17 protein-coding genes, 1 tRNA gene, 3 rRNA genes, 1 pseudogene and 1 riboswitch are annotated in these 23,870 nt (G+C 55.4%); of the genes and pseudogenes, 14 read left to right on the forward strand and 8 right to left on the reverse strand.

Annotated elements, in window-relative coordinates; all coding sequences use genetic code 11:
- Window position 1 precedes the first annotated feature (1 nt).
- The 5 genes from thiS to ACLI4M_RS11030 all read right to left on the reverse strand — a co-directional run bounded on the left by thiS (window position 2) and on the right by ACLI4M_RS11030 (window position 4,348).
- A complete protein-coding gene (gene thiS / locus ACLI4M_RS11010; RefSeq protein WP_133622225.1) occupies window positions 2-202 on the reverse strand; it encodes a sulfur carrier protein ThiS in 201 nt (66 codons plus the stop codon).
- Complete coding sequence (locus ACLI4M_RS11015) at window positions 199-948, reverse strand: HesA/MoeB/ThiF family protein (RefSeq protein WP_133622224.1); 750 nt, start codon at window positions 946-948, stop codon at window positions 199-201. Before ACLI4M_RS11015 ends, thiS begins: the two co-directional genes overlap by 4 nt.
- The gene (thiE, locus tag ACLI4M_RS11020) at window positions 941-1,585 is read right to left on the reverse strand and encodes a thiamine phosphate synthase (protein WP_099755100.1); all 645 of its coding nucleotides are present in this window, start codon (window positions 1,583-1,585) and stop codon (window positions 941-943) included. The genes ACLI4M_RS11015 and thiE overlap by 8 nt, the downstream gene beginning before the upstream one ends.
- Complete coding sequence (thiC, locus tag ACLI4M_RS11025; protein WP_133622223.1) at window positions 1,582-3,516, reverse strand: phosphomethylpyrimidine synthase ThiC; 1,935 nt, start codon at window positions 3,514-3,516, stop codon at window positions 1,582-1,584. Before thiC ends, thiE begins: the two co-directional genes overlap by 4 nt.
- 86 nt (window positions 3,517-3,602) lie before the next feature.
- Window positions 3,603-3,703, reverse strand: a riboswitch (TPP riboswitch).
- 138 nt (window positions 3,704-3,841) lie between these two features.
- Window positions 3,842-4,348 carry an Rsd/AlgQ family anti-sigma factor gene (locus ACLI4M_RS11030; RefSeq protein WP_048914323.1) on the reverse strand — a complete coding sequence of 169 codons (507 nt, stop codon included), beginning with the start codon at window positions 4,346-4,348 and terminating at the stop codon, window positions 3,842-3,844.
- Window positions 4,349-4,420: 72 nt separating this feature from the next.
- On the opposite strand from ACLI4M_RS11030, the gene nudC reads away from it, so the two are divergent.
- The 7 genes from nudC (at window position 4,421) to ACLI4M_RS11065 (ending at window position 9,989) form a co-directional block, all read left to right on the forward strand.
- Complete coding sequence (nudC, locus tag ACLI4M_RS11035) at window positions 4,421-5,197, forward strand: NAD(+) diphosphatase (RefSeq protein WP_133622222.1); 777 nt, start codon at window positions 4,421-4,423, stop codon at window positions 5,195-5,197.
- A gap of 259 nt (window positions 5,198-5,456) precedes the next feature.
- Entirely contained in the window at window positions 5,457-6,170 is a 714-nt protein-coding gene (locus ACLI4M_RS11040) for a bactofilin family protein (RefSeq protein WP_166643133.1), read from the forward strand.
- A gap of 151 nt (window positions 6,171-6,321) precedes the next feature.
- Window positions 6,322-7,389, forward strand: a complete 1,068-nt coding sequence (gene hemE, locus ACLI4M_RS11045; protein ID WP_133622220.1) for a uroporphyrinogen decarboxylase — start codon at window positions 6,322-6,324, stop codon at window positions 7,387-7,389.
- Window positions 7,390-7,409: 20 nt separating this feature from the next.
- Window positions 7,410-8,075 (forward strand): deoxyribonuclease V, encoded by a 666-nt coding sequence (gene nfi, locus ACLI4M_RS11050; RefSeq protein WP_133622219.1) that lies wholly within the window; start codon window positions 7,410-7,412, stop codon window positions 8,073-8,075.
- A gap of 65 nt (window positions 8,076-8,140) precedes the next feature.
- Window positions 8,141-8,731, forward strand: a complete 591-nt coding sequence (locus tag ACLI4M_RS11055) for a YjaG family protein (protein ID WP_048914328.1) — start codon at window positions 8,141-8,143, stop codon at window positions 8,729-8,731.
- Between the two features lie 188 nt (window positions 8,732-8,919).
- On the forward strand, window positions 8,920-9,192 hold the full coding sequence (gene hupA, locus ACLI4M_RS11060; RefSeq protein ID WP_002438605.1) for a nucleoid-associated protein HU-alpha: 273 nt from the start codon (window positions 8,920-8,922) through the stop codon (window positions 9,190-9,192).
- A 131-nt stretch (window positions 9,193-9,323) separates the two neighbouring features.
- On the forward strand, window positions 9,324-9,989 hold the full coding sequence (locus ACLI4M_RS11065; protein WP_133622218.1) for a DUF1481 domain-containing protein: 666 nt from the start codon (window positions 9,324-9,326) through the stop codon (window positions 9,987-9,989).
- Window positions 9,990-10,065: 76 nt separating this feature from the next.
- Here ACLI4M_RS11065 and purD read toward each other — a convergent pair.
- Window positions 10,066-11,347, reverse strand: a pseudogene (purD, locus tag ACLI4M_RS11070) (phosphoribosylamine--glycine ligase).
- 14 nt (window positions 11,348-11,361) lie between these two features.
- Entirely contained in the window at window positions 11,362-12,951 is a 1,590-nt protein-coding gene (gene purH / locus ACLI4M_RS11075; RefSeq protein WP_048914331.1) for a bifunctional phosphoribosylaminoimidazolecarboxamide formyltransferase/IMP cyclohydrolase, read from the reverse strand.
- A gap of 621 nt (window positions 12,952-13,572) precedes the next feature.
- On the opposite strand from purH, the gene ACLI4M_RS11080 reads away from it, so the two are divergent.
- The 4 genes from ACLI4M_RS11080 to rrf all read left to right on the forward strand — a co-directional run bounded on the left by ACLI4M_RS11080 (window position 13,573) and on the right by rrf (window position 18,709).
- A 16S ribosomal RNA gene (locus ACLI4M_RS11080) occupies window positions 13,573-15,113 on the forward strand.
- A 73-nt stretch (window positions 15,114-15,186) separates the two neighbouring features.
- Window positions 15,187-15,262 (forward strand) — tRNA-Glu (locus ACLI4M_RS11085).
- 217 nt (window positions 15,263-15,479) lie between these two features.
- Window positions 15,480-18,386: ribosomal RNA gene (locus ACLI4M_RS11090) — 23S ribosomal RNA — on the forward strand.
- A gap of 207 nt (window positions 18,387-18,593) precedes the next feature.
- Window positions 18,594-18,709, forward strand: a 5S ribosomal RNA gene (gene rrf / locus ACLI4M_RS11095).
- Together the 16S, 23S and 5S rRNA genes with 1 tRNA gene alongside form the textbook arrangement of a ribosomal RNA operon.
- A gap of 106 nt (window positions 18,710-18,815) precedes the next feature.
- On the opposite strand, the gene ACLI4M_RS11100 is transcribed toward rrf, so the two are convergent.
- Window positions 18,816-19,400, reverse strand: a complete 585-nt coding sequence (locus ACLI4M_RS11100) for a hypothetical protein (protein WP_133622217.1) — start codon at window positions 19,398-19,400, stop codon at window positions 18,816-18,818.
- A gap of 239 nt (window positions 19,401-19,639) precedes the next feature.
- On the opposite strand from ACLI4M_RS11100, the gene metA reads away from it, so the two are divergent.
- The 3 genes from metA (at window position 19,640) to aceA (ending at window position 23,808) form a co-directional block, all read left to right on the forward strand.
- Complete coding sequence (gene metA / locus ACLI4M_RS11105) at window positions 19,640-20,569, forward strand: homoserine O-acetyltransferase MetA (protein ID WP_133622216.1); 930 nt, start codon at window positions 19,640-19,642, stop codon at window positions 20,567-20,569.
- 314 nt (window positions 20,570-20,883) lie between these two features.
- On the forward strand, window positions 20,884-22,482 hold the full coding sequence (gene aceB / locus ACLI4M_RS11110; protein ID WP_133622215.1) for a malate synthase A: 1,599 nt from the start codon (window positions 20,884-20,886) through the stop codon (window positions 22,480-22,482).
- A 21-nt stretch (window positions 22,483-22,503) separates the two neighbouring features.
- Entirely contained in the window at window positions 22,504-23,808 is a 1,305-nt protein-coding gene (aceA, locus tag ACLI4M_RS11115; RefSeq protein ID WP_133622214.1) for an isocitrate lyase, read from the forward strand.
- The last annotated feature ends 62 nt before the right edge of the window (window positions 23,809-23,870 follow it).

Raw genomic sequence — 23,870 nt, forward strand, 5'->3', positions numbered from 1 at the left:
ATTAACCTCCGGCGATGGCCTGAAAAATAACCAGTTCATCGCCCTCCTGTAAGCGGACGAGCGGCCAGCGCTCGCGTGGCACGATAGCCTGATTCAGCGCCAGCGCGGTGCCGGGCTGGTGGCGCTGCAGCTGTTGCAGCAGGTCGTTCAGCGTTTCATCCCCACCCAGCGTCAGGCTTTCATCATTCACCATCACCTTCATGCTGCGACCCCGCATACCGGGCAGCCAGAGCTGCGCGTCAGTACGAGGGTGCGCCAGGTCTGCTGGCGGCCATCGAACAGGCGCAGCTTGCCGTCGAGCGGTGAGGTTTCCCCGGCCAGCATCTTCAGGGCTTCCAGCGCCTGCAGCGTGCCGACGGTGCCAACCACCGGGCCAAGCACCCCAGCGGTGCGGCAGTTGCGCTGCGGTTCGCTGTCATCCGGCCACAGGCAGCAGTAGCAACCGTGGGCAAACGGCGGCGTCAGGACCAGCAGCTGACCGCCAAAGCCAACCGCGCTGCCGCTGATCAGCGCCGTATTGCTGGCAATACAGGCGGCATTCACCGCATGGCGGGTTGGCATGTTGTCGCTGCAGTCGAGCACCAGATCAACGCTGCTCATCAGCCCCGCCAGCGAATCGGCATCCAGCCGCTGGCTGAGGGCAATCGCCTCTATCTGCGGATTCAGCGCCAGCAGGTGATTTTTCGCCAGCTCCGCCTTTGGCTGCCCGGTTTCGCTGCTGCGGTAGAGGATCTGGCGCTGCAGGTTACTTATGTGCAGCTGGTCATCATCGGCCAGTAGCAGCTTGCCGACGCCTGCTGCCGCCAGATAGAGTGCAGCGGGAGCACCCAGCCCGCCGAGACCGACAATCAGCACGCTGGCTGCCTGGAGCTTCTCCTGGGCATCCAGCCCAAACTCTTCCAGCAGCAGCTGGCGGCTGTAGCGCAAAAAATCCTGGTCGCTAAGCATGAGGCGCGCCCTCAGGCTCCGCGAGGTCGAGCAGCCGGCGCGTGGCGTCACGCCAGTCGGCGGCCTGGGTGATTGCGCTAACGACGGCAATACTGCCGACGCCGGTCGCCAGCACCTGAGGCGCACGCGCCAGGCTGATCCCGCCGATCGCCACCGTGGAAATACCGCGCAGCCGCTGAATATGGCGCGTCAGCTCTTCCAGCCCCTGCGGATTGGACGGCATCTCCTTGGTCTGCGTTGGGAAGACGTGGCCCAGCGCGATATAGGAAGGGCGCTCGGCCAGCGCCCGATCCAGCTCGCTATCATCGTGGGTGGAGAGGCCCAGCCGCAGCCCGGCAGCATGAATGGCATCCAGGTCGGCGACATCAAGATCTTCCTGCCCGAGGTGCACGCCATACGCCTGATATTTGATCGCCAGCCGCCAGTAATCGTTAATAAACAGCCGCGCCTGGTAGCGCTTGCCGAGGGCGATCGCTTCGGCAATCTGCTGTTCTACGGCTTCATCCGCACGGTCTTTAATGCGCAGCTGGATAGTGCGGACGCCCGCCTCCAGCAGGCGCGCAATCCATTCCACGGTATCGACAACCGGGTAAAGGCCCAGGCGGGCGGCGGTTGCGGGAAAGGCTTCACGGCTCATATTTTTTCCTCTGATTTCAGGGCATCGGCGCGGTGGTAAAGCTCAGCGCCACGGTGGCGAAACTCTTCTGACATCTGCGCCATACCGACTTCGATCGGCTGCGCTTCAGCCTGCTGGCGTGCGGCGTATTCGCGTACTTCTTGGGTGATTTTCATCGAACAGAATTTTGGCCCGCACATTGAGCAGAAGTGCGCGACCTTACCGGATTCCTGCGGCAGGGTTTCATCGTGGTAGCTGCGTGCGGTATGCGGATCGAGCGCGAGGTTAAACTGATCTTCCCAGCGGAATTCGAAGCGCGCTTTGGACATGGCGTTATCGCGGATCTGCGCGCCGGGATGGCCCTTAGCGAGATCGGCGGCGTGCGCGGCGATTTTGTAGGTGATTAACCCCTGTTTGACATCTTCCTTGTTTGGCAGGCCGAGGTGCTCTTTTGGCGTGACGTAGCAGAGCATCGCGCAGCCAAACCAGCCGATCATCGCGGCACCAATGCCGGAGGTGAAGTGGTCATAACCGGGGGCAATATCGGTGGTCAGCGGGCCGAGCGTGTAGAACGGCGCTTCGTGGCAGTGCTCCAGCTGTTCGGTCATATTGACGCGGATCATCTGCATCGGGACATGACCTGGCCCTTCGATCATCACCTGTACGTCATACTCCCAGGCAATTTTGGTCAGTTCCCCGAGCGTGCGCAGCTCTGCAAACTGTGCTTCATCGTTGGCATCCTGAATTGAGCCGGGGCGCAGACCATCCCCGAGCGACAGCGATACATCGTAGGCCGCGCAGATCTCGCAGATTTCACGAAAATGCTGATACAGAAAACTTTCCTGATGATGTGACAGGCACCACTTCGCCATAATCGAACCGCCGCGTGACACAATGCCGGTCAGGCGTTTGGCGGTCATTGGAACGTAGCGCAGCAGCACGCCAGCATGAATGGTGAAGTAGTCGACGCCCTGTTCCGCCTGCTCCAGCAGGGTATCGCGGAAAATTTCCCAGTTGAGATCTTCCGCCACGCCGTTAACTTTCTCCAGCGCCTGATAGATGGGGACGGTACCAATCGGCAGCGGGCTGTTACGCAGGATCCATTCGCGGGTCTCGTGAATGTAGCGCCCGGTGGAGAGGTCCATCACCGTATCTGCCCCCCAGCGCGCCGACCACACCAGTTTTTCTACCTCCTCTTCGATAGAGGAGCTGACCGCCGAGTTGCCGATATTGGCGTTAATTTTCACCAGGAAATTGCGCCCGATAATCATCGGCTCCGATTCCGGATGGTTGATATTCGCCGGGATGATTGCCCGACCGCTGGCCACCTCCTGGCGCACAAATTCGGCGCTGATATCCTGCGGCAGCTGCGCGCCAAAGCTGTGACCCGGATGCTGTTGGCGCAGCACCTCGCTACGAATGCGCTCGCGGCCCATGTTTTCACGGATGGCGATAAACTCCATTTCCGGGGTAATGATCCCCCGCCGTGCATAGTGCATCTGCGTGACGCAGCGCCCCTTTAGCGCCCGACGCGGGCGTGGAAGGTGATCAAACCGCAGGTGATCCAGCCCCTCATCGGCCAGGCGCTGCTGGGTCCAGGCGGAGCTAAGCTCTGTGACCTCCTGAGAATCGCCACGCTCGGCAATCCAGTTCAGGCGCAGCTTGCTGAGCCCGGCACGCACATCCACCGTTGCCTGCGGGTCGCCGTATGGCCCGGCGGTGTCGTAGACCGGAATCGGCTCGTTGGCTTCGAGTTCAGGGTTATCCTTACTGCCGCCTGACACTGTCGGGCTGAGCTGGATCGCGCGCATCGGCACGCGGATATCGGCACGGGAGCCGGTCAGATAGATACGTTCAGAGTTAGGGAAAGCAGTGCCCTGCAGCGAGTCAATAAACTGCTGTGCGGCGGCGCGTTGTTCACGACGATGGGTTTTTTTAGTAGCAATAGACATAGCAAGTTCCTGTTTCATCGGGAAGTTTGCTTGCCTGGAGGCGGGAGTAATAAGAACGATACGGAAATACGCATCCGTAGCGTAATAACAGATTTACTCTTGTTCCCTTCGCAGGTACTAACCTGATCAGGTTCCGCGGATCCCGAATTAACGGTCTCAGCCCCTTAGGGCACTCCGACAAGATATCGATTGGTTTTCTGGTTACTACGCCAGAATTCCCAATCTCGAATTGACAATACGTAGGGGCGAGGCATGCCTCGCCCTAACCCCTCAAGCATAAAGGGGCTTTTTGCAAACTACAAGAGGATCACATTCTGATAACGTTTCAGGCAGGGCGTGCAAGGGAAGATTGATTGGCAGCAGGTTGAATATCAGAGCCTTTTTCTAAAGCCAGTTTGATGAATTTATCCTCCAGCGTAAATCGCGCCTCCAGGGCTTCACCAACGGTAGAGAGGGCTTGCTGAAATTCCAGGCAGTTATCATGGTCGATAGCCGTTTCCAGATACGAGTCATAGACCTTCATGATCTGTTCGGTATTCGCCTGGAGTGATGGGTAGATCAGCGCGGCTTTTGCCAGCTGCTCAGTCCCATCCATCTCTTGAATAAAACGTTCATAAACGGTGAAATGCCCGGTGGAGAGGTAATCCACAAGGTTCTGGCAAAAGGTATCCAGCGCATTTTCATCAAGCGTAGTCATCGATTCCTTGTTAGGCTTGATGCCAACCATCTGGTAATACGCGACCAGCAACTGCTTACGCGCGTGCAGACAAAAATCGACCAGTTCACTGCAACCGCCGACGCGCGCGGTGAGATTTTCTAACTGGTTAAGCATGTTCAACTCCGTGAGTGTTATTTTTAACGTCTGACCTCAATCCAGTTTAAAACTGAGGATGATGAAAAATTTATGGAACGTGAAATTTTAAGCGTAGACGCTGGCTGGTGGATTGTCAGCCAGGAACACAAAATTTGGTTACCAAAAGGCGAATTACCGTACGGTGGGGCCGTTGAACTGGACCTTGTGGGATCGACAGGATCGATAATTGGTGAGTGGCAGGGTGAACCGGTATGGCTGATCCGTGCCACCCGACCGCAGGAGATGGGATCGTTACGTCAGCTGCTGGATCAGGAGAGTGGCCTGTTCCAACTCGTCGGGCGCGGTATTCAGCTGGCGGAGTTTTACCGCTCGCACCGCTGGTGCGGCTACTGCGGCCATGAAATGCACCACAGCAAAACAGAGTGGGCCTGCCTGTGCAGCCACTGTCGCCAACGCTACTATCCGCAGATTGCGCCGTGCATCATCGTGGCAATCCGCCGTGGCGAAGAGATCCTGCTGGCGCAACATACCCGCCATCGTAACGGCATCTATACCGTGCTGGCCGGATTTGTCGAAGTGGGGGAAACCCTGGAGCAGACCGTGGCGCGTGAAGTGATGGAAGAGAGCGGGATCAAAGTGAAAAACCTGCGCTATGTCTCCTCCCAGCCCTGGCCGTTCCCGCAGTCGCTAATGATGGCGTTTATGGCCGACTACGACAGCGGGGAGATAGTCATCGACCCGAAAGAGCTGCTCGACGCGGGCTGGTATCGCTTTGATGCGCTGCCGCAGCTACCGCCGGCAGGAACCGTGGCACGCCGCCTGATCGAAGATACCGTCGCCTTGTGCCGGGCAGAAGCAGAATCCTGATCACCCCGTTGCTTTATTTCTGCAATAAATTCAAATATTATCGGGCTCAAGGATGAGCCTGCAAATAAATAAGAAAAATCCATAATTAAAAGCGGTTAAACAATACAGCCTCACGTTATTGGATTTTTTTATTTTTATTGGTTTATTTTTTCCAGAAAGTACGTGAATTGTGATACGGCGATTATTCTGCTGAAGATTAACACGTGCCGGGAGCATAAGGATGATGTGTGGGAAAACAGACTGTATTATCAGGTCAGACATGAAAAAAAATTGGCCGCTGTGGGGGGTTTGGATATTCTGGGGATGTGCGATCGTCGCCTTTGCGCTGTCTCAGAAAAGAATCATGTACCTCCTGGCTATCGCCGCAGGACTCTGTATTTTATTTTTATTTATCTTATCTTTGCACAAAAAAAGGATGGTTGCTCACGTGCTTAATTTCTCCAAAAAAGACCGCGATGCAGGCGTAGGTAAAAATGCTCCTGCCCTGAATACTGAACCCGCTAAAGCCGCTACTAGTGAACGTCATGACGACCTGATGATTAAAGAAACGACTATTTCACTCGGCTCGGTATTGCGGGGGGAAATAACCAATGAAAATAATATTACGGTTAATGGTACGGTCGAAGGAAACATTACCAGCCAGAAAATCACGCAGATTGGTAAAGAGGGAAGCGTTGTCGGCACGGTGAAATCCGCAAAGCTCGTCATTAACGGTTTAATTAAGGGAAGCTGCCACGCGGGAAGCGTCACTATTATGTCCCGTGGCCGGGTAGAGGGGGAGATCTACACGAACGAGCTGGCTATTGAAAAAGGGGGGGCCTTTATTGGTATGTCTCATCAGGTTGAAGATGAGATGTCACTAGCCAATAAGAGAGAGAAAAGGCCGACTGAGGCCAGCCATAAAGCCCCTGCTGCGCTGGCTGCCGTTGAAGATAATCCTCTGAGCTCCCAGGCGTTAACCCTCACAAAGTAAGCTGATAACCTGCCTTAACCCTTTGGCTGCACCAAGATTGCACGACTACAGTAGGGGGGAGGCTCTCTTTGCGGTGCATTTTACTGCGCAGCCTCACGGTCAATTCCAGTAAATGTTACACTACAGGCATGACTGGAGAGAGAGCCTTAAGATGAGCGAATTGAAGAACGATCGTTACCTGCGCGCCCTGTTGCGCCAGCCGGTTGATGTGACCCCGGTGTGGATGATGCGCCAGGCCGGCCGTTATTTGCCGGAATATAAAGCCACGCGTGCCGTGGCCGGTGACTTTATGTCGCTGTGCAAAAATGCCGAACTGGCCTGCGAAGTCACGCTGCAACCTCTGCGCCGCTACGCGCTGGATGCGGCGATCCTGTTCTCCGATATCCTGACGATCCCCGATGCGATGGGCCTGGGGCTGTATTTCGAAGCGGGCGAAGGTCCACGCTTCTCTAACCCGATTACCTGCCGTGCCGACGTAGAAAAGCTGCCCATTCCCGATCCTGAGCAGGAGCTGGGTTACGTAATGAACGCGGTGCGCACCATTCGTAAAAACCTCAACGGCGAAGTGCCGCTGATCGGTTTCTCCGGTAGCCCGTGGACGCTGGCGACCTATATGGTTGAAGGCGGCAGTAGTAAGGCTTTCACCAAGCTGAAAAAGATGATGTACGCCGAACCCAAAACCCTGCATCTGATGCTGGATAAGCTGGCGGACAGCGTCACCCAGTATCTCAATGCGCAGATCCGTGCCGGTGCACAGTCGGTGATGATTTTTGACACCTGGGGCGGCGTGCTGACCGGGCGCGATTATCTGGAGTTCTCACTTCACTACATGCACAAAATCGTCGATGGTCTGCTGCACGAGAACGAAGGCCGACGCGTGCCGGTAACGCTGTTCACCAAAGGGGGGGGACAGTGGCTGGAAGCCATGGCGGCGACAGGGTGTGATGCGCTGGGCCTTGACTGGACCACCGACATTGCCGATGCACGTCGCCGCGTAGGCCATAAAGTGGCGCTGCAGGGCAATATGGACCCCTCCATGCTTTACGCATCGCCAGCACGTATCGAACAGGAAGTGGCGGGTATTCTTGAAGGCTTTGGCGAGGGTACCGGCCATGTCTTCAATCTGGGCCACGGCATTCATCAGGATGTTCCACCCGAAAACGCAGGTGTGTTTGTTGAAGCGGTGCATAAGCTTTCGCGCCCTTACCACCTCGGGTAAATCAGCCAGGGGGAGGAACTATGGATATCGCAGCATTACGTGACCAGCAGCGGCAATGCGCTGCTGAGGTGATTGTCCGGGATGATTTTGACGTGATGCCGCCGCGCCTGATTGGCGGGGCAGATGTCGGATTTGAACAGGGCGGTGAAGTGACGCGTGCCGCGCTGACGATCCTCGAATATCCCTCAATGCAGGTCATTGAGCATCGGGTGGCGCGTATTGCCACTACCATGCCCTATATTCCCGGCTTCCTCTCCTTCCGTGAAATGCCCGCACTACAGGCCGCCTGGCAGCTGCTGGAGCATCATCCTGACCTGCTGCTGGTGGACGGTCACGGCATTGCCCATCCGCGCCGCCTCGGCGTTGCCAGCCATTTTGGCCTGCTGGTGGATGTCCCCACCATCGGCGTGGCGAAAAAGCGCCTGTGCGGGAAGTTTACACCGCCCGGTGCTGCGCCAGGCAGCGTGGAACCCCTGATTGATAAAGAGCAGCAGCTTGGCTGGGTGCTGCGCAGTAAGCTGCGCTGTAATCCGCTGTTTATCTCTCCCGGGCATCGCGTCAGTCAGGCCACTGCGCTGCAGTGGGTGCAGAACTGCCTGCGCGGTTATCGCCTGCCGGAACCCACGCGCTGGGCGGACGCTATCGCCTCCCGGCGCCCGGCATTCAGCAAACTCTCCGCAGATTAGCATTCGTGCTGCCCAGTGGCTTTTCAGGTACACTGCGGCAAGCGCATTAATTCTGAGATCCCGATATGTTACGTAACCCGATTCATCTGCGGCTGGAAAAACTCGAAAGCTGGCAGCACGTTACTTTTATGGCCTGCCTGTGCGAACGTATGGCGCCCAACTACCGCGAGTTTTGTCAGCAAACCGGCTTTGGTGATGGCCAGCTCTATCGTCGTATTCTTGATCTGCTGTGGGAAACCCTGGTGGTGAAAGACGCCAAGGTTAACTTCGACAGCCAGCTGGAAAAACTGGAAGAGGCGATCCCCTCTGCCGATGATTACGATCTGTACGGTGTTTACCCGGCAATCGATGCCTGCGTGGCGCTGAGCGAACTGCTGCATTCTCGCCTCAGTGGTGAAACCTTCACCCACGCGGTTGCGGTCAGCGAGACCTCCATCACTACCGTCGCAATGCTGGAAATGACCCAGGCCGGCCGTGAAATGACCGAAGAAGAGCTAAAAGAGAATCCCGCCGTCGAAGAGGAATGGGACATCCAGTGGGAGATATTCCGCCTGCTCGCCGCCTGTGAGGAGCGGGACCTGGAACTGATAAAAGGACTGCGATCTGACCTGCGCGAATCCGGAATCAGTAATATCGGTATAAATTTTCAGCAGTAAGGCGACAAAACGTGACCTCAGGCCCGATTTGTCGCGCCTTTGGGCTTCACATTCGCCCCCAGTCTGGTCTACATTTGGGGGGCTGAAAAATGTGGCTATCGGTGCGTGTATGCAGGAGAGTGCCAGAATCTGGTTTTTCCCTCGCACTCGGTGCTTAGCAAGCGATAAATACACTGTAAGGATAACTTATGAACAAGACTCAACTGATTGATGTAATTGCGGACAAAGCGGACCTGTCTAAGACCCAGGCTAAAGCTGCTCTGGAATCCACCCTGGCTGCGATTACTGAGTCTCTGAAAGAAGGTGATGCTGTACAACTGGTTGGTTTTGGTACCTTTAAAGTTAACCACCGTGCTGAGCGTACTGGCCGCAACCCGCAGACTGGCAAAGAGATCAAAATTGCTGCTGCAAACGTACCGGCATTTGTATCTGGTAAAGCACTGAAAGACGCTGTTAAGTAATCGTCTAACGGTGAAGAGTTTAAACAGGGGGGCGGATTCGCCCCTTTTGTTTATCCTCATTTCAGCCTTCACTGTGTTTTCCCCTGCTGAAGCCTCTTTGCTGGCGCCAGGGTTGTGATACTCTTTTCGTCATGAAACTATCCCTTTGCAAACGCACCCTCTCTTTTGCCATGCTGCTGCTGTTAGCAGGCTGCAGTTCGCACTCCGATCTTCCCGACTTTACCGCCAGCGGCTATCTTGCCGATCGCGGTGCGGTGCGCATCTGGCGTAAAAATCACGACCAGCAGGTCGCCCATCTGATGACGGTGTATACGCCCTTCAGCGGTGGGGCGGTGGAAACCAGCGACTACCTGTGGCAGCAGGGCAAGCTTGTCTCGGTGGAGCGCCACATCATTGGCGCAGCACCTGATGACGTGATGTTGCGCTTTGATCTTGAAGGCAGGCTGAGCTTTATGCAGCGCCAGCTCTCCGGGCGGCGTGAGGCGCTCTCCGCTGATGCGGTGGCGCTGTATCAGTTTGATGCCCAGCGGATGCTGAAAGTCAGCGATGACCTGCTGGCAGGGCGCGTGCTGCTGCGTCAGGGCAGCTGGCAGCCGGATGGTTCGATTAAGACCTGCCAGGGCGCGCAGGCTCGCCCTGAGTTTACCCGTATTGAGCTGGGTTATATCGCCCGCCAGCAGCGTGACAAACCCGGAGCGGTGAGCGTAGCCTGGCTGGAAGCACCGGGCGGCACGCAGCTGTTGCAGGTCGCCAGCGATGACTTCTGCAGCAGTGAGCCGAAGGATGAAAGTTTTTAAGCATGAAAAAGGGGCGGATTAACGCTCCGCCCCTCAGGCTAGCTGGCAGCAGGCGACAGCTTATCGCCCGTTGTTACTATTTACGATTAATCGCGCGATAGCCGATATCTTTACGGTAGAAGCTGCCATTCCAGGAGATTGGCTGTGCCAGCTGATAAGCACGCTTCTGTGCAGCGGCCACATCTTCACCCAGGGCGGTCACGCACAGCACGCGCCCACCGTTGGTCACCACCAGGTCGTCCTGGAGCGTTGTCCCGGCGTGGAACACCTTGCCATCCGCCACTTCTTCCAGCGGCAGACCGTGGATCTGCTCACCGTTGACGTAATCGCCCGGATACCCGCCAGCCGCCAGTACCACACCCAGTGAAGGGCGGGGATCCCAGAACGGAGTCTTTCTCGTTCAGCTTGCCGTCAACGGCAGCCAGGCAGAGATCGACCAGATCCGACTGCAGGCGCAGCATGATCGGCTGCGTTTCTGGATCGCCAAAGCGGCAGTTAAACTCGATGACCTTCGGCTGGCCGCTCTTGTCGATCATCAGACCGGCGTACAGGAATCCGGTGTAGACGTTGCCTTCGCCCGCCATGCCGCGCACGGTTGGCCAGATCACTTCGTCCATCACCTTCTGGTGGATCTCGTCGGTTACCACCGGAGCCGGGGAGTAAGCTCCCATGCCGCCAGTGTTCGGGCCGGTATCACCATCGCCAACGCGTTTATGATCCTGGCTGGTGGCCATCGGTAAGACGTTCTCACCATCAACCATTACGATAAAGCTGGCTTCTTCGCCATCGAGGAACTCTTCCACCACGATGCGGTGACCTGCGTCGCCAAAGGCGTTACCAGCCAGCATATCCTGAATGGCGTCTTCCGCTTCCTGCAGCGTCATCGCGACGATCACGCCTTTACCTGCCGCCAGCCCGTCGGCCTTAATGACGATCGGCGCGCCTTTCTCGCGCACGTAAGCCAGTGCAGGCTCAACGTCCGTGAAGTTCTGGTATTCGGCCGTCGGGATCTTGTGGCGTGCGAGGAAGTCTTTGGTGAACGCCTTCGAGCCTTCCAGCTGCGCAGCGGCCTGAGTGGGTCCAAAGATCTTGAGACCCGCAGCGCGGAAAGCATCAACGACGCCAATCACCAGCGGCGCTTCCGGGCCAACGATGGTCAGGTCGATTTTCTCCTTCTGCGCAAAGCTCAGCAGGCCCTGAATATCGGTTGGGCTGATAGCCACGTTCTGCAACGCGGGTTCCAGCGCAGTACCGGCATTGCCCGGCGCAACAAACACGGTCTCAGCCAGCGGGGACTGAGCGGCTTTCCAGGCCAGCGCGTGTTCACGGCCGCCATTACCAATCACTAAAATTTTCATCTGAGGCTCCGTAATTAATGGCGGAAGTGGCGCATGTCGGTGAAGATCATTGCAATGCCGTGCTCATCCGCGGCGGCAATCACTTCATCATCACGGATCGAACCACCCGGCTGGATCACACAGGTAATACCCACGGCCGCAGCGGCATCAATACCGTCGCGGAACGGGAAGAAAGCGTCTGACGCCATCGCAGAACCTTTCACTTCCAGGCCTTCGTCGGCGGCTTTAATTCCGGCGATTTTCGCGGAGTAAACGCGGCTCATCTGACCGGCACCAATACCAATTGTCACATTGTCGCGTGCGTAGACGATGGCATTCGACTTCACGAACTTCGCCACTTTCCAGCAGAACAGCGCATCACGCAGCTCCTGCTCGGACGGCTGACGTTTGCTGACCACGCGCAGCTGGCTCTCATTCACCATGCCGAGGTCACGATCCTGCACCAACAGGCCGCCGTTAACGCGTTTGAAATCGAGCGCGCTCTGGCGCTGCTGCCACTGACCACAGGTCAGCACGCGCACGTTCTGTTTGGCAGCGGTCACTTTCAACGCTGCTTCAGTGGCCGCAGGCGCGATGATCACTTCCACGAACTGGCGGCTGATGATGGCCTGCGCGGTGGCTTCGTCCAGCTCGCGGTTAAAGGCAATGATGCCGCCGAAAGCAGAGGTCGGGTCGGTTTTGTACGCGCGCTCGTAAGCATCGAGAATGGAAGCGCCAACGGCGACACCGCACGGGTTAGCGTGCTTGACGATCACGCAGGCTGGCTGGTCGAACTCTTTCACGCACTCCAGCGCCGCATCAGTATCGGCAATGTTGTTGTAAGAGAGCGCTTTGCCCTGCACCTGCTGTGCCGTTGCCACCGAAGCTTCAGCAACATTCTCTTCTATATAGAAGGCAGCATCCTGATGGCTGTTCTCGCCGTAGCGCATATCCTGCTTCTTGATGAAGTTCAGGTTGAGGGTACGTGGGAAGCGGCCGGATGGCGCGGTAGTTTCGCCGTGGTAAGCCGGCACCAGGCTACCGAAGTAGTTGGCAATCATGCTGTCGTAGGCGGCAGTGTGTTCGAAGGCTTTAATCGCCAGGTCGAAGCGGGTTTCAAGCGTCAGCGAGTTGTCGTTGGCATCCAGCTCCGCAATGATGGCCTGGTAGTCACTGCTCTTCACCACGATCGCCACGTCTTTGTGGTTCTTCGCCGCAGAGCGCACCATGGTCGGGCCGCCGATGTCAATGTTCTCAACGGCGTCTGCCAGCGAGCAGCCTTCCCGCGCCACGGTCTGGGCAAACGGATAGAGGTTAACGACAACAATATCAATAGGGGAGATGCCGTGCTCAGCCATGATGGCATCATCCTGGTCGCGGCGCCCCAGGATGCCACCATGCACTTTCGGGTGCAGCGTTTTGACGCGTCCATCCATCATTTCCGGGAAACCGGTGTAGTCAGACACTTCAGTGACGGGCAGGCCAGCCTCTGCCAGCAGGCGTGCAGTACCGCCAGTGGACAGCAGCTCGACGCCACGTTGGGAAAGCGCCTGAGCGAATTCGAGGATACCGGCTTTATCAGACACGCTGAGCAGCGCGCGGCGTAGAGGACGACGTTGTTGCATGAGGTTTATCCCTTGGGCTTTGGATCGCATATAAAGAGCGTTATATGAGGCTTAGCGATCTCTTTCTATATATAGAAGAGAAATAAGTCTCAGGTAACGCCCCTGAGGGGGCTTCCGTTTGCGCGGGGCATTGTAGCGAAAACGATTGCGCGATGCTCGTCAAAATTACGCTGTTGCGACGAATGTGGATAAGTTTGTGCATAAGCAGGTATAAAGCAGGCTTTTGCTGGGGATTGCAGCAAACAGTCAAATTATCGCAAATTAGCCCTTGTCACTCGTCAGGATCTCCCTATAATGCGCAACCACTGAGACGGCACAACGGCTTACAGGCCAGCGGCTCAGGAGGTTCAGGAAGTATCTGAACCGCCGGAAAAACTTCTTAAAAGAAGTTGACTCCGAAGGAGGAAAGCGTAATATACGCCACCTCGCGACAGGAAGCTCCGGCACTGCTCGCAACGCTCTTTAACAATTTATCAGACAATCTGTGTGGGCACTCGCAGGATTGATATCAACGTCTCCGGACGTAAAAAATATCAAGCCTCACGAGTGAACACATAATGAAATTCATTATGACGTTTTACAGATGAGCACCGCTGAACTTGTTTCAGCAAATCGAACTTTTAATTGAAGAGTTTGATCATGGCTCAGATTGAACGCTGGCGGCAGGCCTAACACATGCAAGTCGAACGGTAGCACAGAGAGCTTGCTCTTGGGTGACGAGTGGCGGACGGGTGAGTAATGTCTGGGAAACTGCCCGATGGAGGGGGATAACTACTGGAAACGGTAGCTAATACCGCATAACGTCTTCGGACCAAAGTGGGGGACCTTCGGGCCTCACACCATCGGATGTGCCCAGATGGGATTAGCTAGTAGGTGGGGTAACGGCTCACCTAGGCGACGATCCCTAGCTGGTCTGAGAGGATGACCAGCCACACTGGAACTGAGACACGGTCCAGACTCCTACGGGAGGCAGCAGTGGGGAATATTGCACAATGGGCGCAAGCCTGATGCAGCCATGCCGCGTGTATGAAGAAGGCCTTCGGGTTGTAAAGTACTTTCAGTGGGGAGGAAGGCGAAGAGGTTAATAACCTTTTCGATTGACGTTACCCGCAGAAGAAGCACCGGCTAACTCCGTGCCAGCAGCCGCGGTAATACGGAGGGTGCAAGCGTTAATCGGAATTACTGGGCGTAAAGCGCACGCAGGCGGTCTGTCAAGTCGGATGTGAAATCCCCGGGCTCAACCTGGGAACTGCATTCGAAACTGGCAGGCTAGAGTCTTGTAGAGGGGGGTAGAATTCCAGGTGTAGCGGTGAAATGCGTAGAGATCTGGAGGAATACCGGTGGCGAAGGCGGCCCCCTGGACAAAGACTGACGCTCAGGTGCGAAAGCGTGGGGAGCAAACAGGATTAGATACCCTGGTAGTCCACGCCGTAAACGATGTCGACTTGGAGGTTGTGCCCTTGAGGCGTGGCTTCCGGAGCTAACGCGTTAAGTCGACCGCCTGGGGAGTACGGCCGCAAGGTTAAAACTCAAATGAATTGACGGGGGCCCGCACAAGCGGTGGAGCATGTGGTTTAATTCGATGCAACGCGAAGAACCTTACCTGGCCTTGACATCCACGGAATTTGGCAGAGATGCCTTAGTGCCTTCGGGAACCGTGAGACAGGTGCTGCATGGCTGTCGTCAGCTCGTGTTGTGAAATGTTGGGTTAAGTCCCGCAACGAGCGCAACCCTTATCCTTTGTTGCCAGCACGTAATGGTGGGAACTCAAAGGAGACTGCCGGTGATAAACCGGAGGAAGGTGGGGATGACGTCAAGTCATCATGGCCCTTACGGCCAGGGCTACACACGTGCTACAATGGCGCATACAAAGAGAAGCGACCTCGCGAGAGCAAGCGGACCTCATAAAGTGCGTCGTAGTCCGGATCGGAGTCTGCAACTCGACTCCGTGAAGTCGGAATCGCTAGTAATCGTAGATCAGAATGCTACGGTGAATACGTTCCCGGGCCTTGTACACACCGCCCGTCACACCATGGGAGTGGGTTGCAAAAGAAGTAGGTAGCTTAACCTTCGGGAGGGCGCTTACCACTTTGTGATTCATGACTGGGGTGAAGTCGTAACAAGGTAACCGTAGGGGAACCTGCGGTTGGATCACCTCCTTACCTGAAGATACCTTCCCGCGTAGTGCTCACACAGATTGTCTGATGAACGTAACGAGCAAAATGTAGTATCAGAGTCCCCATCGTCTAGAGGCCCAGGACACTGCCCTTTCACGGCTGTAACAGGGGTTCGAATCCCCTTGGGGACGCCATACCGGTAACGAAGTGAAAGTCGTTATCACCGTATCTCAAAACTGACTTTTTGGAGTCACGTTTGAGATATTTGCTCTTTAACAATCCGGAACAAGCTGAAAATTGAAACGACGCGTCGTATTCATTCTCCGTAATAAGAATGAAGTTAACGATGCGTTCGAGTCTCTCAAATGCTCACGACAGCATGCCGTCCTTCGGGACGCTTGTGGGTTGTGAGGTTAAGCGACTAAGCGTACACGGTGGATGCCTAGGCAGTCAGAGGCGATGAAGGGCGTGCTAATCTGCGATAAGCGTCGGTAAGGTGATATGAACCGCAATAACCGACGATACCCGAATGGGGAAACCCAGTGTGATACGTCACACTATCATGTCATGAATACATAGTGGCATGAGGCGAACCGGGGGAACTGAAACATCTAAGTACCCCGAGGAAAAGAAATCAACCGAGATTCCCCCAGTAGCGGCGAGCGAACGGGGAACAGCCCAGAACCTGAATCAGCTTGTGCATTAGTGGAAGCGTCTGGAAAGTCGCAGGGTACAGGGTGATACTCCCGTACACAAAAATGCACTCGCTGTGAGTTCGATGAGTAGGGCGGGACACGTGACATCCTGTCTGAATATGGGGGGACCATCCTCCAAGGCTAAATACTCCTGACTGACCGATAGTGAACCAGTACCGTGAGGGAAAGGCGAAAAGAACCCCGGCGAGGGGAGTGAAACAGAACCTGAAACCGTGTACGTACAAGCAGTGGGAGCACCTTCGTGGTGTGACTGCGTACCTTTTGTATAATGGGTCAGCGACTTATATTCTGTAGCAAGGTTAACCGTATAGGGGAGCCGCAGGGAAACCGAGTCTTAACTGGGCGTTAAGTTGCAGGGTATAGACCCGAAACCCGGTGATCTAGCCATGGGCAGGTTGAAGGTTGGGTAACACTAACTGGAGGACCGAACCGACTAATGTTGAAAAATTAGCGGATGACTTGTGGCTGGGGGTGAAAGGCCAATCAAACCGGGAGATAGCTGGTTCTCCCCGAAAGCTATTTAGGTAGCGCCTCGTGAACTCATCTTCGGGGGTAGAGCACTGTTTCGGCTAGGGGGCCATCCCGGCTTACCAACCCGATGCAAACTGCGAATACCGAAGAATGTTATCACGGGAGACACACGGCGGGTGCTAACGTCCGTCGTGAAGAGGGAAACAACCCAGACCGCCAGCTAAGGTCCCAAAGTCATGGTTAAGTGGGAAACGATGTGGGAAGGCACAGACAGCCAGGATGTTGGCTTAGAAGCAGCCATCATTTAAAGAAAGCGTAATAGCTCACTGGTCGAGTCGGCCTGCGCGGAAGATGTAACGGGGCTAAACCATGCACCGAAGCTGCGGCAGCGGCGCGTAAGCGCTGTTGGGTAGGGGAGCGTTCTGTAAGCCGTTGAAGGTGTGCTGTGAGGCATGCTGGAGGTATCAGAAGTGCGAATGCTGACATAAGTAACGATAAAGCGGGTGAAAAGCCCGCTCGCCGGAAGACCAAGGGTTCCTGTCCAACGTTAATCGGGGCAGGGTGAGTCGACCCCTAAGGCGAGGCCGAAAGGCGTAGTCGATGGGAAACGGGTTAATATTCCCGTACTCGGTGTTACTGCGAAGGGGGGACGGAGAAGGCTATGTTGGCCGGGCGACGGTTGTCCCGGTTTAAGCGTGTAGGCTTGAGTTCCAGGCAAATCCGGAACTCTCTAAGGCTGAGGCGTGACGACGAGGCACTACGGTGCTGAAGTAACAAATGCCCTGCTTCCAGGAAAAGCCTCTAAGCATCAGGTAACATCGAATCGTACCCCAAACCGACACAGGTGGTCAGGTAGAGAATACCAAGGCGCTTGAGAGAACTCGGGTGAAGGAACTAGGCAAAATGGTGCCGTAACTTCGGGAGAAGGCACGCTGTCGTTAGGTGAAGTCACTTGCTGACGGAGCTGAAGGCAGTCGAAGATACCAGCTGGCTGCAACTGTTTATTAAAAACACAGCACTGTGCAAACACGAAAGTGGACGTATACGGTGTGACGCCTGCCCGGTGCCGGAAGGTTAATTGATGGGGTTATCGCGCTGCGAGAAGCTCTTGATCGAAGCCCCGGTAAACGGCGGCCGTAACTATAACGGTCCTAAGGTAGCGAAATTCCTTGTCGGGTAAGTTCCGACCTGCACGAATGGCGTAATGATGGCCAGGCTGTCTCCACCCGAGACTCAGTGAAATTGAACTCGCTGTGAAGATGCAGTGTACCCGCGGCAAGACGGAAAGACCCCGTGAACCTTTACTACAGCTTGACACTGAACATTGAGCCTTGATGTGTAGGATAGGTGGGAGGCTTTGAAGCGTGGACGCCAGTCTGCGTGGAGCCAACCTTGAAATACCACCCTTTAACGTTTGATGTTCTAACCTGGCGCCGTGAACCGGCGTGGGGACAGTGTCTGGTGGGTAGTTTGACTGGGGCGGTCTCCTCCTAAAGAGTAACGGAGGAGCACGAAGGTTAGCTAATCACGGTCGGACATCGTGAGGTTAGTGCAATGGCATAAGCTAGCTTGACTGCGAGAGTGACGGCTCGAGCAGGTGCGAAAGCAGGTCATAGTGATCCGGTGGTTCTGAATGGAAGGGCCATCGCTCAACGGATAAAAGGTACTCCGGGGATAACAGGCTGATACCGCCCAAGAGTTCATATCGACGGCGGTGTTTGGCACCTCGATGTCGGCTCATCACATCCTGGGGCTGAAGTAGGTCCCAAGGGTACGGCTGTTCGCCGTTTAAAGTGGTACGCGAGCTGGGTTTAGAACGTCGTGAGACAGTTCGGTCCCTATCTGCCGTGGGCGCTGGAGAATTGAGAGGGGTTGCTCCTAGTACGAGAGGACCGGAGTGAACGCACCACTGGTGTTCGGGTTGTCATGCCAATGGCATTGCCCGGTAGCTAAGTGCGGAAAAGATAAGCGCTGAAAGCATCTAAGCGCGAAACTTGCCTCGAGATGAATTCTCCCTGGGTCCTTGAGACCCCTGAAGGGACGTTGAAGACTACGACGTTGATAGGCCGGGTGTGTAAGCGCAGCGATGCGTTGAGCTAACCGGTACTAATGACCCGTGAGGCTTAACCTTACAACGCCAGAAGCGTTCTGGTGGCGTTCGAGAGACGCAAAAGAGATTTTCAGCCTGTTTACCGGAATTAAGTCCGAAGTATTTTGCGCTGAGGCAAGGCGGCAAGCGAAGGAAAGGAGGGAGCATACTGAAGTATGTGACTGACTTTACGAGCGCGGCCAACGCAGCATCAGCACAAAAGACACAGGACAGAGCACAAAGAATTTGCCTGGCGGCTTTAGCGCGGTGGTCCCACCTGACCCCATGCCGAACTCAGAAGTGAAACGCCGTAGCGCCGATGGTAGTGTGGGGTCTCCCCATGCGAGAGTAGGGAACTGCCAGGCATCAAATAAAGCAATAACCCCGACCGAAAGGCCGGGGTTTTTTGCGTTTAAAGGGCCGTTAAGCATGCCAGATCCCAAAGGCCAATCGTTGATCGACACGTGCTGATTACTTACTGCGTAAGATCTTCACCAATCCATACATAATGATGAGATAACCCAGGCTCTGAGTGGGCTCTTCAGCAGTATTTTTCAATGCTTCGCTATAATGAATATTCGCAATTCCCTTCCAGACATAGCGGTTGCCAAACAGTCTGGACCACACCAGAACTAAAATAAGACCACAAATCAAGTAGTTATAATCGCTGAATCGGTGCAGCTCGACAAGATTTCTCAAAGCCTTCCTGATGCCTTGCTGAGCCGCCTGCCACAGATAACTCACTGATATTGCGATAGCCAGCCACGACCAGTGAAGCGCTCCGTTAAATAAATCGCGAATATTTTCCCGGTTCTCACGGATAAACATCGCAGCAAAAAGCCCTATAATCAGTAAGATCCCCCCGGACAGGTCTCTGTTATTATCTTTGATTTTATACAGCAGGATTATATTAATAATCAGAAAGACAGAGTGTGAGATGGCGGTTATTGAATGCTTATTAACCTCATTTTTGAAAATATAATTATCAGCCATTACAATCAGATATGGCACGCACATCATCATCGCCAGCGCGAGATATTCCTTTATTTTTTGCATATCCTTGAACACATTATCTGTTTAGAAATGTGCAATCTAACAAAGCCAGGCAGCTCCCGACTTCCCTATTTTAGCTATTATTGACGCACACTGCGGGAACAACACTTTTAGTCCCCAAAGCCAGGCGTGATGAAACATTTTCAACTATTCGATGAATACTCGACATTCGCGGCAGAGCGCGTTATCTTTGGCTGTCTGGATGTCTAAACGTATAAACGTATGTAGTGAGGAAGCAGGTTATGCCGATCAGGGTACCCGATGAATTACCAGCCGTGAATTTTCTGCGCAACGAGAACGTCTTTGTCATGACGTCCACGCGTGCCAGCACGCAGATGATCCGCCCGCTAAAAGTGCTGGTACTGAATCTGATGCCGAAGAAGATCGAAACCGAGAACCAGTTTCTGCGCCTGCTCTCCAACTCTCCCCTGCAAATTGATGTGCAGCTGCTGCGCATCGACAGCCGGGAATCACGTAATACCCCTTCGGAGCATCTGAACAATTTCTACTGTAATTTCGAAGATATTCAGCATGATAACTACGATGGATTGATCGTCACCGGCGCGCCGCTGGGACTGGTCGACTTTAATGATGTGGCTTACTGGCCCCAGATCCAGCAGGTGCTGCACTGGGCGAAAGAACACGTCACTTCCACACTGTTCGTCTGTTGGGCGGTACAGGCGGCGTTAAACATTCTGTATGGCATCCCCAAGCAGACGCGGGAAAACAAGCTTTCAGGTGTGTTTGAGCATCAGATCCTGCATCCGCATGCGCTGCTCACGCGGGGCTTTGACGATACCTTCCTTGCGCCGCACTCACGCTATGCTGATTTCCCAGTGCAGCTACTGCGAGACTACACCGATCTGGAGATCTTCGCGGAATCGGAGCAGACCGGAGCCTATCTGTTTGCCAGCAAGGATAAGCGCCTGGCATTTGTCACCGGCCACCCCGAGTACGATGCCCTGACGCTTTCCGGCGAATATCATCGCGACTACGACGCTGGCCTGCAGCCGGAAGTACCATTCAACTACTTCCCCGATGACAATCCTGAGCTACCGCCGCGTGCCAGCTGGCGTAGCCATGGCAACCTGCTGTTCTCCAACTGGCTCAACTACTACGTTTACCAGATTACGCCATTCGACCTGCGCCATATGAACCCGACGCTCGAATAGTCGCGCTGAACGTAGAAAGCAAAGGGTGGATCCTCGATCCACCCTTTGGCATTTCCACAGCTGTAAACTCCTCCCCATCAAGCTTAATCCTGTCACCCGATCTTACTCACATTACCGATGAAAACACCTTCCTGTTATTGCGATCTTTAATCTCTCTTTAAATCATCAGGTTGAGATAATTCATTAACTAAAATGGAAATAGTTTTTGATTTTAAATTTTAACTGATTATATTTTGATCCTGTAGCTTAAAGATTGCTCAGCGGCAGTACGTCGGATCGCTCAGCCGCCCACCGGTCGATGACAGGAGAAAAAGATGACACAGCAGGTAATCAGCAGCGAACTGACCTTTCAGCGCGCGTTTGGTCAGGCAGAACAACAGATCCTTACCGATTCCGCCGTCGATTTTCTGGCTGAACTGGTGGCACGCTTTACGCCGCGACGTAATGCACTACTGGCCGATCGCCAGCGGGTGCAGCGTAAAATCGATGGCGGAGTACTGCCGGGTTTTATTTCGGAAACGAATTCCATTAAAGATAAAGCATGGAAGATCCGCGGTATCCCAGCCGATTTACAGAACCGCCGGGTAGAGATCACCGGCCCGGTTGAACGCAAGATGGTGATCAATGCGCTCAACGCCAACGTGAATGTCTTTATGGCGGATTTTGAGGATTCGCTGGCGCCCAGCTGGGAGAAGGTGATTGCCGGACAGATCAATCTACGCGATGCGGTAAACGGCACTATCAGCTACCGTAATGAAGCCGGGAAGATCTACCAGCTGAAGCCCGATCCCGCGGTATTGATCTGCCGCGTGCGCGGGCTGCACCTGCCGGAAAAACACGTTACCTGGCGTGATGAGGCGATCCCGGGCAGCCTGTTTGATTTCGCGCTCTACTTCTTTCACAACGTCGACACGCTGCTGGCAAAGGGCAGTGGCCCCTATTTCTACCTGCCAAAAACCCAGTCTTACCAGGAAGCGGCCTGGTGGAGTGACGTATTCAGCTACGCCGAAGATCGTTTCGATCTGCCACGCGGTACCATCAAAGTCACGCTGCTTATTGAAACGCTGCCGGCGGTATTCCAGATGGACGAGATCCTCTATCACCTGCGCGATCACATCGTCGGGCTAAACTGCGGCCGCTGGGATTACATCTTCAGCTACATCAAAACGCTGAAGAACTACCCGGATCGCGTCCTGCCGGATCGCCAGTCGCTTACGATGGATCAGGGGTTTCTTGATGCTTACTCACGACTGCTGATCAAAACCTGCCACCGGCGCGGCGCGTTTGCGATGGGCGGCATGGCGGCCTTTATCCCCAGCAAAGATGCCGGACGCAATCAGTGGGTGCTGGATAAAGTGCAGGCCGATAAGCAGCGTGAAGCCACCAATGGGCATGACGGCACCTGGATTGCACATCCAGGCCTGGCCGACGCCGTGATGGAGATTTTCAATCAGGTACTGGGCGACCGCCCCAACCAGCTACAGGTAATGCGCGTGCAGGATGCCCCGGTTACCGCTGAGCAGCTGCTGGCCCCCTGCGACGGAGCGCGCACCGCGGCGGGCATGCGCGCCAATATTCGCGTGGCGGTGCAGTACATCGAAGCCTGGATTAGCGGCAACGGCTGCGTGCCAATTTACGGTCTGATGGAGGATGCTGCCACCGCTGAGATCTCGCGTACCTCTATCTGGCAGTGGATCCACCATCGCAAAACCCTGCAAAGCGGAGAAGTGGTGACCGAAGCGCTGTTCCGCCAGATGTTGACTGAAGAGATGCAGGTTATTCGCCAGGAGCTGGGCGACACGCGCTATGACAACGGGCGCTTTAACGAAGCCGCCGCGCTGATGGAGCGCATTACCACCGAACCTGAACTGGTGGAGTTTCTGACTCTGCCCGGCTACCGCTTACTCCCCTGAACCCTGACAAGGAGCACCACAATGACTTCTCGTATCCAACAGATTCAGCAGATAGAACAAACCTGGCGTGAAGCTCGCTGGGACGGCATTACCCGCCCCTACAGCGCGGCGGAAGTGGTTAAGCTGCGCGGCTCGGTCAACCCGGTCTGCACCCTGGCCGAAAACGGTGCGCACCGGCTCTGGAAACTGCTTAACGGCGGAGCGAAGAAAGGTTACGTCAACAGCCTGGGCGCCCTGACCGGTGGGCAGGCGCTGCAGCAGGCGAAAGCGGGGATTGAGGCTATTTACTTATCCGGCTGGCAGGTCGCGGCAGATGCTAATCTCGCAGCCAGCATGTACCCGGACCAGTCGCTGTACCCGGCCAACTCGGTGCCGTCGGTAGTGGAACGGATCAACAACACGTTCCAGCGAGCCGATCAGATCCAGTGGTCGAGCGAGATTGAGCCGGGCGACCCGCGCCATGTTGACTACTTCCTGCCGATTGTCGCTGATGCCGAAGCCGGATTTGGCGGCGTGCTGAATGCATTTGAACTGATGAAGTCGATGATCCAGGCTGGAGCCGCCGGCGTACATTTTGAGGATCAGCTGGCCTCGGTGAAGAAGTGCGGCCATATGGGTGGCAAAGTGCTGGTGCCAACCCAGGAAGCGATTCAGAAACTGGTGGCGGCGCGGCTGGCGGCAGATGTGATGGGCGTGCCAACGGTGCTGATTGCGCGTACCGATGCTGACGCAGCGGACCTGATCACCTCCGACTGCGACGAATATGACCGCGAATTTATCAGCGGTGAGCGCACCCCGGAGGGCTTTTTCCGCACCCATGCCGGAGTCGAACAGGCGATCAGCCGCGGGCTGGCTTACGCACCTTACGCCGACGTGATCTGGTGTGAAACCTCGAAGCCGGACCTGGAGCAGGCGCGCCGTTTCGCCGACGCGATACACGCCCGCTTCCCCGGCAAGCTGCTGGCATACAACTGTTCACCGTCATTTAACTGGAAAAAGAATCTCGACGACGACACCATCGCCCGCTTCCAGCAGGCACTGTCTGAAATGGGCTACAAATATCAGTTCATCACCCTGGCAGGGATCCACAGCATGTGGTTCAACATGTTCGACCTCGCGCAGGCGTATGCGCAGGGGGAGGGGATGCGCCACTACGTAGAGAAAGTGCAGCAGCCGGAGTTTGCCGCTATCAAGCAGGGTTACACTTTCTCTTCGCATCAGCAGGAGGTCGGCACCGGCTACTTTGACCATGTCACCACCATTATTCAGGGTGGGGTGTCATCCGTCACAGCATTGACCGGTTCGACGGAAGAAGATCAGTTTTAGCCACAACGCTTCAGGTTTCTCAACAGGGACGGGCATGCCCGTCCCTTCCTGAATCCAGCGCC

It is taken from the genome of Erwinia sp. LJJL01, from assembly GCF_047300805.2.
GTDB classification, from domain to species: domain Bacteria; phylum Pseudomonadota; class Gammaproteobacteria; order Enterobacterales; family Enterobacteriaceae; genus Erwinia; species Erwinia aphidicola.